General features: G+C 63.0%; 16 protein-coding genes, 1 tRNA gene and 1 other RNA gene. 7 read left to right on the forward strand and 11 right to left on the reverse strand.

What is annotated here, in order from left to right:
• Positions 1 to 151: 151 nt before the first annotated feature.
• Positions 152 to 622 (reverse strand): hypothetical protein, encoded by a 471-nt coding sequence (locus V1293_RS20935; protein WP_334511838.1) that lies wholly within the window; start codon positions 620 to 622, stop codon positions 152 to 154.
• Between the two features lie 288 nt (positions 623 to 910).
• Between V1293_RS20935 and V1293_RS20940 the strand changes: the two genes are divergently transcribed.
• Positions 911 to 2,569 carry an FAD-binding dehydrogenase gene (locus V1293_RS20940; RefSeq protein WP_334511839.1) on the forward strand — a complete coding sequence of 553 codons (1,659 nt, stop codon included), beginning with the start codon at positions 911 to 913 and terminating at the stop codon, positions 2,567 to 2,569.
• A 187-nt stretch (positions 2,570 to 2,756) separates the two neighbouring features.
• Complete coding sequence (locus tag V1293_RS20945; RefSeq protein ID WP_334511841.1) at positions 2,757 to 3,107, forward strand: RidA family protein; 351 nt, start codon at positions 2,757 to 2,759, stop codon at positions 3,105 to 3,107.
• 67 nt (positions 3,108 to 3,174) lie between these two features.
• On the opposite strand, the gene V1293_RS20950 is transcribed toward V1293_RS20945, so the two are convergent.
• The 3 genes from V1293_RS20950 to V1293_RS20960 all read right to left on the reverse strand — a co-directional run bounded on the left by V1293_RS20950 (position 3,175) and on the right by V1293_RS20960 (position 5,503).
• Positions 3,175 to 4,320, reverse strand: a complete 1,146-nt coding sequence (locus V1293_RS20950) for an alpha/beta fold hydrolase (RefSeq protein ID WP_334511843.1) — start codon at positions 4,318 to 4,320, stop codon at positions 3,175 to 3,177.
• 123 nt (positions 4,321 to 4,443) lie between these two features.
• Positions 4,444 to 4,716 (reverse strand): hypothetical protein, encoded by a 273-nt coding sequence (locus tag V1293_RS20955; protein WP_334511844.1) that lies wholly within the window; start codon positions 4,714 to 4,716, stop codon positions 4,444 to 4,446.
• Positions 4,664 to 5,503 carry a Rieske 2Fe-2S domain-containing protein gene (locus V1293_RS20960; RefSeq protein ID WP_334511846.1) on the reverse strand — a complete coding sequence of 280 codons (840 nt, stop codon included), beginning with the start codon at positions 5,501 to 5,503 and terminating at the stop codon, positions 4,664 to 4,666. The genes V1293_RS20955 and V1293_RS20960 overlap by 53 nt, the downstream gene beginning before the upstream one ends.
• Before the next feature lie 125 nt (positions 5,504 to 5,628).
• Here V1293_RS20960 and V1293_RS20965 point away from each other — a divergent pair, with 125 nt between their 5' ends.
• From V1293_RS20965 to V1293_RS20985, 5 genes are all read left to right on the forward strand, one after another.
• On the forward strand, positions 5,629 to 6,549 hold the full coding sequence (locus tag V1293_RS20965; protein WP_334511848.1) for a LysR family transcriptional regulator: 921 nt from the start codon (positions 5,629 to 5,631) through the stop codon (positions 6,547 to 6,549).
• Positions 6,550 to 6,652: 103 nt separating this feature from the next.
• On the forward strand, positions 6,653 to 7,018 hold the full coding sequence (locus V1293_RS20970; RefSeq protein WP_334511850.1) for a nuclear transport factor 2 family protein: 366 nt from the start codon (positions 6,653 to 6,655) through the stop codon (positions 7,016 to 7,018).
• Between the two features lie 82 nt (positions 7,019 to 7,100).
• A complete protein-coding gene (locus V1293_RS20975) occupies positions 7,101 to 7,787 on the forward strand; it encodes an RNA polymerase sigma factor (RefSeq protein WP_334511852.1) in 687 nt (228 codons plus the stop codon).
• Positions 7,788 to 7,877: 90 nt separating this feature from the next.
• Positions 7,878 to 8,399 carry a DUF4142 domain-containing protein gene (locus tag V1293_RS20980; RefSeq protein WP_334511854.1) on the forward strand — a complete coding sequence of 174 codons (522 nt, stop codon included), beginning with the start codon at positions 7,878 to 7,880 and terminating at the stop codon, positions 8,397 to 8,399.
• An 11-nt stretch (positions 8,400 to 8,410) separates the two neighbouring features.
• Entirely contained in the window at positions 8,411 to 8,731 is a 321-nt protein-coding gene (locus V1293_RS20985; RefSeq protein WP_334511856.1) for a cupredoxin domain-containing protein, read from the forward strand.
• 8 nt (positions 8,732 to 8,739) lie between these two features.
• Here the strand turns inward: V1293_RS20985 and V1293_RS20990 are convergent, their stop codons facing one another.
• The 7 genes from V1293_RS20990 to V1293_RS21020 all read right to left on the reverse strand — a co-directional run bounded on the left by V1293_RS20990 (position 8,740) and on the right by V1293_RS21020 (position 13,530).
• A complete protein-coding gene (locus V1293_RS20990) occupies positions 8,740 to 10,815 on the reverse strand; it encodes a methyl-accepting chemotaxis protein (RefSeq protein ID WP_334511858.1) in 2,076 nt (691 codons plus the stop codon).
• A 119-nt stretch (positions 10,816 to 10,934) separates the two neighbouring features.
• Positions 10,935 to 11,495, reverse strand: coding sequence for a hypothetical protein (locus V1293_RS20995; RefSeq protein ID WP_334511860.1), 561 nt, complete (start codon positions 11,493 to 11,495; stop codon positions 10,935 to 10,937).
• Positions 11,496 to 11,531: 36 nt separating this feature from the next.
• A complete protein-coding gene (locus V1293_RS21000; protein ID WP_334511861.1) occupies positions 11,532 to 11,852 on the reverse strand; it encodes a type II toxin-antitoxin system RelE/ParE family toxin in 321 nt (106 codons plus the stop codon).
• On the reverse strand, positions 11,839 to 12,057 hold the full coding sequence (locus V1293_RS21005; RefSeq protein WP_334511862.1) for a hypothetical protein: 219 nt from the start codon (positions 12,055 to 12,057) through the stop codon (positions 11,839 to 11,841). Before V1293_RS21005 ends, V1293_RS21000 begins: the two co-directional genes overlap by 14 nt.
• Before the next feature lie 97 nt (positions 12,058 to 12,154).
• Positions 12,155 to 12,515, reverse strand: a transfer-messenger RNA (tmRNA) gene (gene ssrA, locus V1293_RS21010).
• Between the two features lie 47 nt (positions 12,516 to 12,562).
• Entirely contained in the window at positions 12,563 to 12,928 is a 366-nt protein-coding gene (locus V1293_RS21015) for a hypothetical protein (protein ID WP_334511864.1), read from the reverse strand.
• 528 nt (positions 12,929 to 13,456) lie between these two features.
• A tRNA-Gly gene (locus tag V1293_RS21020) sits at positions 13,457 to 13,530 on the reverse strand.
• Positions 13,531 to 13,658: the final 128 nt, after the last annotated feature.

Below are 13,658 nucleotides of genomic sequence, written 5' to 3' on the forward strand. Positions count from 1 at the left end.
GGAATAGCCGCGCCCGACATCACGTCATGCGGAGGGTAAGCCGGAGAGAAGGTGCACGAAAAGTAAATGGCCGGGACGTCTGCGCGAAGACGCGCTTCGCGCTTTTGCCCGGCCACAACGTCACTTTCGGGCGAAACGGCCGCCCCCGGTTTCAGCGCGATGCCGGCTTGTTGGTGGAGGCCTGCGCGTCGAGGTAGCAGGGCTTGTACATCGACTGCAGCTGCTTGCCGCGCAGGAAGAGCATGCGCTGCGTCAGGCCGCCGCGTGCCGCAATCCACTTCCGAACCGGCGGCGGATACATCGAATACAGCATGTGGGTGGCTTCGGTGTTGGTGACGGCGCGGCCGTTGGCGCCGAAATCCCAGGCGGCATGGAAGCCGAGATTGGCGTGCGAGGTGACGCAGATCCGGTCATGGGGAACCGCGCCGAGCACGATGGTGCAAGCCGAGGCACACAGGCCATCGATGATGACGGTTTCGCCCGAGGTGCGCAGGCCCTGGTATTTGTCGACATAGGTGCCGATCCGGCCGCCGCGGTCATCGGCAATCCGCACCACCGCCTGGCTCGCCCCTACCCCCGCCAGCAGCAGCACCGCCGCAAGCAACCCCGTCAGCAGCTTCATATCCCAGCCCCAGTCGGAAGAATGTCGAAACCGAATCTGATCGTCTTAGTGATGCAAGACAGGATGTAGCGTCGTTTGAGATCGTGATTTTGTCTAGGCAGACACAGCCCATCAAAACAAATTCAAATTAAGTGTTGCTGGACCGCTGCACCCTCCGCGCGCATAGGTCCCAAACTGGAACACGTCACCTTGCGGACGTGACGACGCGGTCACAGACAGGAACCCATTTACCGTTGACCGCGCGCGAGGACGCGGGCTTGAATCAAAAATGGCACGGCGGAGGAAACGATGGCTGAAGACGCAGACGTAATTGTGGTCGGCGGTGGCCTGGCGGGGCTGGTCGCGGCAACCGAAATCGCAGATGCCGGCAAGCGCGTCATCGTCGTCGATCAGGAAGGCGAGCAAAGCCTTGGCGGACAAGCCTTTTGGTCATTCGGCGGACTCTTCCTGGTGGACTCTCCCGAACAGCGCCGGCTCGGTATTAAGGATTCCTACGATCTCGCACTGCAAGACTGGATGGGGACCGCGGGCTTCGACCGCGACGACGACCATTGGCCCAGGCAATGGGCGAAAGCCTATGTCGCGTTCGCGGCCGGCGAAAAGCGCGACTGGCTGCGGGCGATGGGCCACCGTATTTTTCCGGTGGTCGGCTGGGCCGAGCGCGGCGGCTATGACGCGATGGGCCACGGCAATTCGGTACCGCGCTTTCACGTCACCTGGGGCACTGGCCCCGGCATCGTCGAGCCGTTCGAACGTCGCGCACGCGAAGCGCAAAAAAACGGCCGGTTAACGTTCAGGTTTCGCCACCGCGTCGACACACTTGTGATGACGAACGGCGCCGTCGAGGGCATCAGTGGTTCGGTGCTCGAAGCTGACAGCGTCGATCGCGGCAAGAGTTCATCGCGCAAGGTGGTCGGCGATTTCAGCCTGCGCGCGCCGGCAGTGATCGTCGCTTCCGGCGGCATCGGCGGCAATCACGACTTGGTCCGGCAGAACTGGCCGAAGCGGCTGGGCGAGCCGCCGAAATTCATGATCTCCGGCGTGCCCGAACATGTCGACGGCCGCATGATCGGCATCACCGAGGCCGCCGGCGCGCGGCTGATCAACCGCGACCGGATGTGGCATTACGTCGAGGGCATCCGAAACTGGAATCCGATCTGGCCGCGCCACGGCATCCGCATCCTGCCCGGCCCGTCCTCGATGTGGTTCGACGCGACCGGAAAACGCCTCCCCGCGCCGCTGTTCCCGGGCTCCGACACGCTCGGTCAGCTCGAATACATCATGGGCACTGGCTACGATTATTCCTGGTTCATCCTGACCCAGAGCATCATCAAGAAGGAGTTTGCGCTCTCGGGCTCCGAGCAAAACCCCGACCTCACAGGAAAAAGCTGGCGCATGACGATCAAGCGCGCCACCAACAAGGGCGCACCCGCGCCGGTGGAAGCGTTCAAGAAGAACGGAGCCGACTTCATCGTGCGCGACAATCTCGCCGACCTCGTCAGCGCGATGAACGCGCTGTCAGGCGACAATCTGCTCCAGCTCGATCGCATCAAGACGCAGATCGAGGCGCGCGACCGCGAGATCACAAATCCCTACGTCAAGGACGCGCAGGTGATGAACCTGCACAATGCGCGCCGTTACATCGGCGACAAATTGATCCGCACCGCGAAGCCGCATCGCATTCTCGATCCCGACCACGGCCCGCTGATCGCGGTCAAGCTCAACATCCTGACGCGCAAGACGCTGGGCGGATTCGAGACCGATCTCGACTCGCGCGTGTTCGGCAGCAGCGGCGAAATCATCCGGGGACTTTATGCCGCAGGCGAAGCCGCCGGCTTCGGCGGCGGCGGCATGCATGGCTACCGTTCGCTGGAAGGCACGTTCCTCGGCGGCTGCCTGTTCTCGGGGCGAAATGCCGGACGCGCGGCGGCGAAGGCGGCATCGTAATTCGCTTTATCGTCATGGCCGGGCTTGTCCCGGCCATCCACATCTTTCTTGTGTGCGTCGAGCAAGACGTGGATGCCCGGCGTCAAGCCCGGGCATGACGCCTCTCTCCAGGATCGATGCAAATAACGCAGTGGCGCGCAAGGCATCAGCGCGCTAAGAAGCCGCCGCCCCTTATCAGGAGAAAAACATGACCATCCAGCGCTTCGAAACCGGACCACGCATGAGCCAGGTCGTCGTCCACGGCAACACCGTCTATCTCGCGGGCGTCGTCGCCGGCAAGGCCGCCGGCAAAAGCGTGACCGAGCAGACGCAGGACATCCTCTCGATCATCGACGGCCATCTTGCCAAGGCAGGCACCGACAAGTCGAAGCTGCTGTCGGCCACGATCTACATCACCGACATGAAGACGTTTCCCGAGATGAACGCGGTGTGGGACGGCTGGGTGTCGGCGGGCAACACGCCGGCGCGCGCCACCGTCGAGGCCAAGCTCGCCGCACCGCCGTACAATGTCGAGATCATGGTGATCGCGGCGAAGTAAGGTCGCCCACCGCAACGAGTCTAGCCCCGGATTGCACGCGCAGTCCGGGGCGCTTTTCATCCGCTTCTCACGCGCGGATCTTTGCGCCGGCGACATCGCCGATCTCGGCCTGAAGCCACCGGGCGATCCGGCGCCAGGAACGGCTTAAGGTGCTGCGCCCCATGAAAAGGCTGAGGTGACCGCACGGCTCGCAGGCCTGTTCCAGCCACGCCAGCCGCGTGCCCAACAACCGTGCGGTGGCGAACGCCTGATCGCGCGGGACCACGATGTCGTCCGCTCCCGCCAGCAGGAAGACCGGCACGCGTACTTCCGTGAGATCGATCCTGCGGCCGAGCGCGACGAAGCGGCCTTTTGCGATCAGGTTTTGCCGGAAAACCTGGTCGGTTACTTCGAGATAATAGGTTCCCGGCAGATCCAGCGTCGCGCGATCCCAGCGTGCGAAACGATCCAGCAGCATCCGCGCCTCGTCCGATCCATCGCCGAGATTTCGTTGCAGCACGGCCTCCACGTCACGCTGGCTGAATGGAATGTTCCAGAACCGTAGCATGTGCTCGCCACTGACGAGGCCGTCGCCCTGCTGCACCATCTGCTCGAAAGCCTGATGTGGAAGTGCGGCCACCATCTTCGACAGCTCTGACGGCGTAGAGATATCGACAGGCGCGCCGGCGAGCACCAGCCGCCGCACCTTGCCGGGGAAACGCGCGGCATAGACCAGCGACAACCATCCGCCCTGACACAGGCCAACCAGATCGACCGGCGCGCCGATCTCGTCGATCGCCACATTGAGATCGGCGAGATAATTGTCGATCGACAGATACCGCATTCCGGGCGTGGCCGAGCACCAGTCCGGAACATAGATCCGGTTCACGCCGTCTTTTTGCAGCGCCGCGACCAGACTATGGCCAGGTGCGAAGTCCGCGATCAGCGCACCATGCAGCGCATAGGGCGCACAGACGACAACCGGCTTCTGTCCTGAATCCCTGCGCGAAAACTCCCGCAACCGCATCGATGGAAGCTGCAACACCACCGCGTTTGGCGTCGTCCAGGCCAGTGGCTCCTGGTCCGGCGCACGGGAAGCCGCAGGTTTTGGATCGGCGAACCATTGCGCGTAGCTATGCAGGGCCAATCGCGTGGCTTCAAGCGGCCACAGCCAGACCTGCTGCACCCAGTCGGCGCCCCCATGCTGCTCTGGCCTCTTGGTGTGTTCGGTCACCGATTGATCGCCCCATATGATGAGGACGGCGAGGCTATGCTTGTACGCCAAATCCGGCGCCGGCCCCAGCCCGAACAATGGTCACGCCCCCGCGACTGCGGGGCGGCACGGCCGCTGCCAGCTTTACGCCGCCCGCGCCGCGCTCCCTTCCGCCTCGATCCGCCGCGCCAGCACCCAACGGAAATAGGTCAGCGCGGCATCCGCACCGATGGCGAGCAACTGATAGTTCGGATCGGCGTCGAACACCTTCTGCTGTGCCTCGATGATCGCCAGGTCTTCGTGGAACGCCTCTTCCAGGCTGTTGCGCAGCGACAGCGCGATGTTCGGGTTGTCGAGGTCGAAATCATGCAGATAGTTCCAGAAGAAATGCGTGGTGCTGCGCGTCTCCGGCGTCATGAATTGCGCGATATTGCCGGGTGCCCGGCACCTGAACACCTTTTTCCGCGCCCTGGCCGGCCGGCGCAAACATCGTGTCGAGCAGGAAGATGCCTGGAACGATCATGCGGCCGATATTGCGGCGGTCGATCTTGTCGCTCTTGTTCGGGATCACCTTGCAATGATAGGGCGGCGGATCGGCGCTCATGTGCCAGCGCTCGACGCGAAAACCATCGTCGAGCTTCTCGATCGCGACCGGCTTGGTCTTGTAGGCGTATTCCTCGGAGCCGCCGAGCGTGTGCGTGTGCACGAAGGCGAGATGGGCGAAGTCGCTCAGATTGTCGACGATCAAGAGCCAGTTGGCCTTGTAGTGCATGTAGCCGGGCAAGCCGCGCCATTTGGGATCGGCGAGCGGCGGATAATCCACGATCAGGTTCGGATCGGCCTTTTCGATATCGCCCATCCAGATCCAGATCAGATTGTAGCGTTCGACCACGGGATAGCTGCGCACGCCGAGCTTTGGCGGGATCATGTCCTGGCCCGGAATCTGGATGCATTTCCCGCCCGGCTCGAATTTCATGCCATGATACATGCAGCGGATATCGTCGCCTTCGATCCGGCCCATCGAGAGCGGCGCCGCGCGATGGCAGCAGCGGTCGTCGAGGGCCACGACCTTGCCGCTCGCGCCGCGATAGATCACGACGGGCTTTTCCAGGATGGTGCGGGCGAGCTTCCGGCCGTCGATCAACTCGTGATTCCAGGCTGCGACGTACCAGGAATTGCGCAGAAAGATTCCGTCATCCGACATGCCGTTTCTCCCTCTGTGTGTTTTGCGAACCGCGCTGCTTTTGTGCCATCTTCTAGGGCATCGGTATTTCGGCGGATATCCGGATTCTCTGGACACACTGTCCCGCCACATGGACGATGGCCCCGATGGACTGGCGCGATTGGGAGCTGTTTTGCGAGGTGGTGCAGCATGGCGGCTTTAGCGCCGCCGCGCGCGTGCTCGGCCATCCCAAATCGAGCCTCAGTGCTGCAGTGCAGCGGCTGGAAGCCAATCTCGGCCTGCGGCTGATCGAGCGAACGACGCGCCATTTGCGCCTGACGGATGCCGGCGGCACCATCTATCAGCGCGTGAGGCCGCTGTTCACTGCGCTGCACGATACGCATGGCGAGGCGCTGGCAATGAGCAGCGCCGTCGCAGGCACGTTGCGCATCAAGTCGCCCTACGAGTTCGGTGCGCACCATGCCGGCCCCGTCGCGCTCGAATTGATGGCTCGCTATCCGGATCTCGCGATCCGGATCGATGTCGAGCACGAGATCGTCAGTCCGGTAGCCGAAAATTACGACATCGTGTTTGCGATGCTGGAGTCACCGCTGCCTTCGACGGGAATCGTGATCCGCAGGGTTTCGTCGCTGGAACGCGGCTTGTACGCCGCGCCTGCGCTGTTGGAAAAATTTGGGGAACCGCGGACCCTCGAAGAACTCGCCCGCCTTCCGGTGTTGACCGGCCCCCACGACGCGCCCTGGGCGCTGACCACACCGGCCGGCATCACCGAGCATCTCACGGTTCGGAACGCGCGGCTGGTGAGTTCGAATGCCGATATCCGCTTGCAGGCAGCACTCGCCGGGCTCGGCGTGTTGCGGGTGACGGCGAGCTTTACCAGAGCGGCGGAGGAAGCGGGATTGCTGCGGCGAATCCTCACCGACCATATCTGCGAGCCGCTCAACATTCACGCGCTGCTGCCGGCCCGCCAGTTCGTTCCCGCAAAAGTGCGATGCTTCCTCGATGCGCTTGATGCCCATGGCAGAGGCGGCAGCGGAACGGAGGACTTGCAAAGTCGAAATCCTTGACCTCCGAGGTCAAATCCTTGACCTCCAAGGTAATCGATCAGCCCGGTCGAACCTTCGATAGTGCGTTCAGCCGATCCATCCGGCGTCATCGAAGGAGAGCAACATGACCGATCACAAGACCGTCGCGAACCGCTACATCGATTTGTGGAACGAGCGGACCCCAAGCCGCCGGCGCGAAATCCTCAGCCAGAACTGGACCAGCGATGCCCGCTATGTCGACCCGCTGATGTCAGGCGATGGGCATGATGGCGTGGACGCCCTCGTCGCCGGCGTGCAGCAGCGCTTTCCGGATTTCAAATTCAGGCTGATCGGCGAGCCCAACGGCTTTGGCGACCACGTCCGCTTCTCCTGGGGGCTGGGTCCCGATGGTGGCGACAGCCCGATCAAGGGCACGGATTTCGCCGTGCTCAGCGACGGCCGCATCCGCAGCATCACCGGGTTCCTGGATCAGGTTCCGGCGAGCGCCTAACCACCCTGCAAAACCGAAATATTTCGGGAACCTGTTTCCCTCTGCCGCATCCAACCCCAATACCCTGTTATTGGTGGACATCATGCGCCAGGCCCAGATACCGCAAATTGCGCCCGTCGAATCCGGCGATGCCGAGCTGGTGCGGCGGGCGCTGGCCCGCGACGAGGCGGCTGTCCGCGCCATCATGCAGGCAAACAACCGCAGGCTCTATCGTCTCGCCCGCGGCATCCTGCGCAACGACAGCGAGGCCGAGGACGTGGTGCAGGAAGCCTACGTCCGCGCCTTCACCCATCTGGAAAGCTTTCGCGGCGATTCCAGCCTGTCGACCTGGCTGTCGCGGATCACCATGAACGAGGCGCTCGGCCGGCTGCGCCGCCAGCGGCCAGGCGTCGATATCGACGCATTGCCACAGGGCGCGCTCGAAGCCCAAATCATTCAGTTTCCTCTCGCCGCCGGCGACGATCCGGAAAAATCCATGGCCCAGCGTGAAATCCAGCATGTCGTCGAGCATGCCATCGATGAATTGCCGGAAGCGTTTCGTCTCGTCTTCATCACCCGCGTCATCGAAGGGATGAATGTGGAAGAGACCGCCGAGATTCTCTCGCTGAAGCCGGAGACGGTGAAGAGCCGGTTGCACCGCGCCCGCACGATGCTGCGCGACAACGTCGAGAAGAAGATCGGCCCCGTGGTGATGGAAGCGTTTCCCTTTGCCGGAAGGCGTTGCGAACGGCTGACGGATGCCGTGTTGAAGCGGCTGGATTTCGATTAACTTTTCCGGGGACCTCTGCGCGTCCCCGCCATCCAACTCCTGTGCCCCAACAACGCGCGGCCTCCGCGCCGCGCCACAGGAGTGTCAGACATGTTCGTTCGACTGAGCGCGGCGATCGCCGCATTGAGCATCCTAAGCAGCGCCGCGCTGGCGCAGGGCGCAAAGCCCACCGATCCCCAGATCGCGCATATCGCCTACACCGCAGGGGTCATCGACATCGCCGCCGCCAAGCAGGCGATCGAGAAGGCCGGCAACAAGGACGTCAAGGCATTCGCGCAGGACATGGTGCGCGACCATGAGGCCGTGAACAAGCAGGCGCTCGACCTCGTCAAGAAGCTGAAGGTGACGCCGGAGGACAACGACACCAGCAAGACGCTGTCGAAGCAGGCCACTGAGAAGCTCGCCGAACTCGCCAAGCTGAAGGGCGCCGAATACGACAAGGCCTATGTCGCCAATGAGGTCGCCTACCACAAGGCCGTCAACGGCGCGCTGGAAACGCAGTTGATCCCGTCGGCCAGCAATGCCGAGTTGAAGAGCCTGCTGCAGACTGGCCTGAAGATTTTTCAGGGCCACCAGCAGCACGCCGAACAAGTCGCCGCCAAGCTGAAATAAGCGAGCCCGCGATGCGTCCGGGACGCTATCTGCCTGCTATGGCCGCCTTGCTGTTCGGAGCGATGGAAATCCCGGCGCATGCGGCGACGATCCAGATCACGATCGACAATCTGGTGTTCGCGCCATCAGAGGTTTCGGCCAGGGTCGGCGACACCATCGAGTGGATCAACAAGGATGTGCTCGCGCACACCGCGACCGCTCGGAATGGCGATTTCGACGTGACCACACCGCCGAAAAAGACCGTGACGTCGGTGCTGAAGAAAGCCGGCAGCGTCGAATATTACTGCCGCTATCATCCGAACATGAAGGCGGTGCTGACGATCGCGCCGTAGCGCGCGGCTCAGGCAGCCCGCACCGAGCCGAGGAACTTGCCGACCTCGCGCTTGAGCCGGTCGCTCTCGCCGGACAGTGACTTTGCCGCCGTCAGCACCTGCGCGGACGCCGACCCCGTCTCGCTGGCGCCACGCTGCACGTCGGCGATGTTGGAGGACACCTGCTGCGTGCCGTGCGCGGCCTGCTGCACGTTGCGGGAAATTTCCTGGGTCGCCGCGCCCTGCTCCTCGACGGCGGCCGCGATGGTGGAGGCGATCTCGGACATCCGTCCGATGGTGTCGCCGATCTCCTTGATGGCGCCGACGGATTCCTGGGTCGCGGCCTGGATGCCCGATATCTGCTGGCTGATCTCGCCGGTCGCTTTCGCCGTCTGTTCGGCCAGCGCCTTCACTTCGGACGCCACGACCGCGAAACCGCGCCCGGCCTCACCGGCCCGCGCCGCCTCGATGGTGGCATTGAGCGCCAGCAGGTTGGTCTGGCCGGCGATGGTGTTGATCAGCTCCACCACGTCGCCGATGCGGGCGGCGGCCTTGGCGAGTTCGGCGACGCGGTCATTGGTCTTCTGCGCCTGCTCCACCGCCTCATTGGCGATACGCGCCGAGCCCTGGACCTGGCGGCTGATCTCGTTGACCGAGGAAGCCATCTCTTCGGTGGCGGATGCCACCGATTGCACATTGGTGGAGGCTTCCTCGGATGCCGCCGCAACCGTGGTGGCAAGCTCCTCCGAACGCTCCGCGGTCGCCGTCAGCGTGCCGGCGGAAGCTTCCAGCTCGGTCGAGGCCGACGACACGATTTCGACGATCTCGCCGATCATCGCTTCGAAATCGCTGGTGATCCGGTCGACGCGTTGCCCGCGCCGGATCTTTGCATCTGCCTCCACCGCGGCCGCCTCATCGGCAGCCTTCTTGGCGATCAGGGCGTCCTTGAAGACCTGCAGCGAGCCGGCCATGGCGCCGATTTCATCAGCACGTTCGACCGTCGGGATGGTGACGTCATGCCGGCCGGCGGCGAGGTCGCCAACCACGCCGGTCAGTGTCGCAAGCGGCGTAATCACGCGCCGGCGCAGCATCATGGTGACGCCGGCAAGCACGCCGAGCAGCGCCATAACGGCAAGGCCGGCCAGCACCAGCATCGTCAGCGCCCCATCGCGCGCGGCGCCCGCGCGTTCTCCCGCCTCCGCCAGCGCGGCATCGCGCGCGGCGAAGAAGGCCTGCACCGCCGGCACGATCGTGCCGGCGAGCTGATCGGAGTTGATCGCGAATTTGCCGTCGTTGCGTCCGGTCGCCATTTCCTTTTCAAGCCATGGCGCGGCCTTGCCGAAATAGGCCTCGACCGCGTCGTTCATCGCTTTCGCAAGACGCGGCGGGCTGCCGATCTGATCGACACCGGCCTCGATCCGTTCGCGATCGAGATCGACGCGGCCCTGGGCGCGGTCCATGCCGGAGATTTCAGCCGCCGTCAGCGGACGGCGGGTGCTGATCGCGAGTGACACCGTAGCAGCCCGGCCGCCGGCCGAGATCCGCAGATCCTGCGACGTGCGGGCGACATTTAGCAGCGCGGTCAACGACGCGTCCGCCATCGCGACCTGATTTTCAAGGCGGTTCAACAGCGGTTCGAGAATCCCGACAACGGCGGCAATGCCCGGCAGAAAACCCTTGATCGCCACCTGATCGCGCGCGTTCATCGGCAAGCCCATCGCGCGATCGCTCGCTGTGCGAACCTCGGCCAGTTTGGCCGCCGCCTGATTGAGGCCCTGGACGATAACGGCGCCATCGCTGAGCGCGCCGACGGCAGTCCGCGCTTTTGCGAACGCGGCGTCTGCGGTCTGCACGGCCTTCGCGGCCACCTCGAGCTGGGCCTGCGTCGCGGCACCTTCCTGAAACAGCGGACCGACATAGGGCGCGCGGTAGCCGGCGACCTGCTGGCCGACCGCCAGCACCGTGCCATAGGCCTCCACCGCCTTGATCGCCTCGGTCTTGCTGGCAAAGGTCCGGTACTGCGGCACCAAAACGCCGGCACCAAGAACGACCGCCAGGACCGTCACCGAAAGCATCGATACCGCAAAGAGACGACCGATCCGCATTTTGTGATTCCGCTGCTTGGAAGGAGCGGTCAACGTAGGCGGAACCCGGCTAAGGCAGCCTTAATGCAGGCCTTAATGCGGTACGGTAGAACTACGGGGCTGCACGCGGCGCTGGGCCGTCAGGACCGCAGCGCCATCACCAGCCGCACCGCGACCGCCGCTTGCCAGACCGGATAGAGCAACGAGACCTGGTCGAGGCCGAGTGCATTGTCGAGCGCCAGCAGCGTGCCGGCCAGCGTCCCCGTGATCAGCATCGACCACCATGCGGCGGCCGCGCGCGGCCCTGCCGGCAGCAGCGCGATTCCGAGCGCCATCACTGCCGTGCCGACGAGGCCGCCCGTCAATCCGGCGAGCAGATAGCGCATGACCGTCGCAGCGCCCGCGGTCTGTCCCTCGATAAAGATCGCCGCGTTCACCGCGCAGACAAACGCGATCATGGTGACGATCGCGGCAAGCCCCGCCGCCCAAAGCGGATTCGTGCTGAAGCGCCGCACCAGAATGAAGACCAGCACGGCGAACGGCACCGCGATCAGCGAAATGCGAAGCTGGCCGGAACCGCCCGCGATCATGTCGATCAGCCCGGGCAGCAGCGGCGTGAGGATGCCGGAGATGATGCCGCCGGCGGCGACCATCAGCAGATTGTTGCGGGAGGTGTCGGTGGAAGTGATCGCCTGGGTCAACGCTCAACTCCATTTGTAACGTCTCTCGACGCGGGCCTACCCGTTCTGACCATCCGAAAAAATCTCTTCGATATCCTGCCTACCGTCGAGCACCCGCACGATTTCCGGCCGGTCATCCTTCAATCGATAGAATACAATTTGGGGCGCAGTCGCCAGGGAGCGCAGGCCGGATCGGATTTCATCCCGCGCCCGGCCGGCAAGTGGAAAGTCATTTATGACTGCAATGGCCTTCGCGATCTCACGCAAAATTCTGTCTGCGGTGCCCCGTCCTGCCGCTTGAACGTAATAGTCCCAAAGGTGGTCAATATCGGCGAGAGCTTCAGGCGACCAAACAATCGCTGGCTTATGCTCCGCCATGCCGCGAATTCTTGTCGCGAAGGAAAGCTTCCATATCCAGGGCGCGACCCTTGCCTTCGTCCAGTGACTGGATGCCCTTATCTATCTCAGTGCGAATCGCCCTAAGTTTTTCGACATGCGTGAGCAGTTTTCGGCCGATCTGTTCTTGATCGGCGTCCGGGAGCCGGGAAATCTGCGCGATGGCTTGTTCGAGCGTTCTAACCATGAACCCAGATTAGCACATCAGCGGCGGAAATTGAAGGCAACGCGCGAGGAGCGCGCCGGGCCGCAGATAAAAGCCGCGCCAACCCGAAGGCTGACGCGGCGATGGCCGTTCTGTTGCCAGGTGGACCAACCCCGAACGGTTACGCCGCGAGGCGCACTTCGTTCAATGCAACGTTATCATTTGCATTTAGGTTTTTGACCCGATAACGGCGGTATCATGCCGAGCACAATTCAGAGCTTCTTTGCGACCATCGATCCTGGTTCGCCCCCGCCCTAGCAGCCCTGGGATTCGGCCTTTCGGCAGAATCGATCTCACCGAGATGAGACCTTTAAGCTCAAGCTGCTAAGGTGGAGGCGCCGGGTACTGCCCCCGGGTCTGCCCGCAGTCCACTCTAAGGTTCAGCGCCATCGTCTTGCGACGAAGCGACCCTACGCGTGATCGCCGGTGAAAGATAGACCGGTGTTGCCCATAGTCGGCGGGTCGAACTGGCGACAGGCCTAAAGCGTCACAATCCACCCTTCGGCACGAAGAAGCAGAGCTCCATTCCCGTGTGCCTATTGATGAACAGCACGGGCAGATGGTCCGGCGTATCCTCCTCCTTGATGATGTCAGGCGGGACAGTTCTCCACTGTCCATCCTTCAGGTATTGCCACTGGTCTGAGCGATCTTCAGCCACCCTGAAGCGGGTTTTGAATACGTCGCCGTTGTCGCAGCATGACTTCCAGGGGACACCGAGCCGCTTCCGTGCGGCCGGGTTCATTTCCTGCGCGTTGAACCACTCGTGGTGCGGCATCGACGGATCGTGAGCGTCAGCACGAAAGGACACCAGAAGAATGCCGAACAACGTTAGTACGCGACCGAATGCTTTCATGGCAGCCTCCATTGTGGACTGTCATTAATTCGCGAATCAGACGAACTCTCCGGCAACTAAGGAGGCCAGATTCCAAAAAAAATGGGAGCCTCTTTTCTGAGCTGCTAGATTTTTTAAGCAAGACTGTTGCTTTCCCGTTCGTGCGGGACGAAGTCGAAGGTCCTGCCAGTGCAGCGAAGAAGCTCTCGGCGTTCCTCGTCAGCGCACCGGTTTACCGTCAAGCGAACTACCCAACCGTAGTAACACGTGGGAAGCTGAAATGCGGACTGCACTCGTGGTAGCAATCACGCTTACATTTGCGATTGGCGCACAGGCGCAAACGAGGGCCGACCGGTCCCCATCGGGCGGATCTGTCCAGGCCGCCGGCAAAGGGCGCGTTGAAACACAGGCACAGTGTGAGGCGCGGCAACAGCAGATACGCGACCCCGTCTCCGGCATCCGTATTCAGGCTGGTGATGCGGCGCGGTTCTGCAACAGACAACGGTCGGGGCGATGAACCCGATGCAGGGATAGGCATGCACCATGGAGTGGAGCGGGCGAAGGGAATCGAACCCTCGTATGCAGCTTGGGAAGCTGCCGTTCTACCATTGAACTACGCCCGCGGTCGCGCCCCATGATTAGCCGACATCGCACGATCCGCCAAGCTGTTCCGTTGCCCGTCTCGCTTCGCTGTTAACTTCCACAAAATTCCAGATGCGCTCTCTCAAGCCGGTGCTATGATCCCTTCGGG

The sequence above is a fragment of the Bradyrhizobium sp. AZCC 1693 genome (assembly GCF_036924745.1).
Classification (GTDB): Bacteria; Pseudomonadota; Alphaproteobacteria; order Rhizobiales; family Xanthobacteraceae; genus Bradyrhizobium.

Coding starts and splice junctions, on each gene's coding strand:
- V1293_RS20935 (WP_334511838.1), bottom strand. CDS start 622: ATGAAGCTGCTGACGGGGTTGCTTGCGGCGGTGCTGCTGCTGGCGGGG.
- V1293_RS20940 (WP_334511839.1), top strand. CDS start 911: ATGGCTGAAGACGCAGACGTAATTGTGGTCGGCGGTGGCCTGGCGGGG.
- V1293_RS20945 (WP_334511841.1), top strand. CDS start 2,757: ATGACCATCCAGCGCTTCGAAACCGGACCACGCATGAGCCAGGTCGTC.
- V1293_RS20955 (WP_334511844.1), bottom strand. CDS start 4,716: ATGACGCCGGAGACGCGCAGCACCACGCATTTCTTCTGGAACTATCTG.
- V1293_RS20960 (WP_334511846.1), bottom strand. CDS start 5,503: ATGTCGGATGACGGAATCTTTCTGCGCAATTCCTGGTACGTCGCAGCC.
- V1293_RS20965 (WP_334511848.1), top strand. CDS start 5,629: ATGGACTGGCGCGATTGGGAGCTGTTTTGCGAGGTGGTGCAGCATGGC.
- V1293_RS20970 (WP_334511850.1), top strand. CDS start 6,653: ATGACCGATCACAAGACCGTCGCGAACCGCTACATCGATTTGTGGAAC.
- V1293_RS20975 (WP_334511852.1), top strand. CDS start 7,101: ATGCGCCAGGCCCAGATACCGCAAATTGCGCCCGTCGAATCCGGCGAT.
- V1293_RS20980 (WP_334511854.1), top strand. CDS start 7,878: ATGTTCGTTCGACTGAGCGCGGCGATCGCCGCATTGAGCATCCTAAGC.
- V1293_RS20985 (WP_334511856.1), top strand. CDS start 8,411: ATGCGTCCGGGACGCTATCTGCCTGCTATGGCCGCCTTGCTGTTCGGA.
- V1293_RS20990 (WP_334511858.1), bottom strand. CDS start 10,815: ATGCGGATCGGTCGTCTCTTTGCGGTATCGATGCTTTCGGTGACGGTC.
- V1293_RS21000 (WP_334511861.1), bottom strand. CDS start 11,852: ATGGCGGAGCATAAGCCAGCGATTGTTTGGTCGCCTGAAGCTCTCGCC.
- V1293_RS21005 (WP_334511862.1), bottom strand. CDS start 12,057: ATGGTTAGAACGCTCGAACAAGCCATCGCGCAGATTTCCCGGCTCCCG.
- V1293_RS21015 (WP_334511864.1), bottom strand. CDS start 12,928: ATGAAAGCATTCGGTCGCGTACTAACGTTGTTCGGCATTCTTCTGGTG.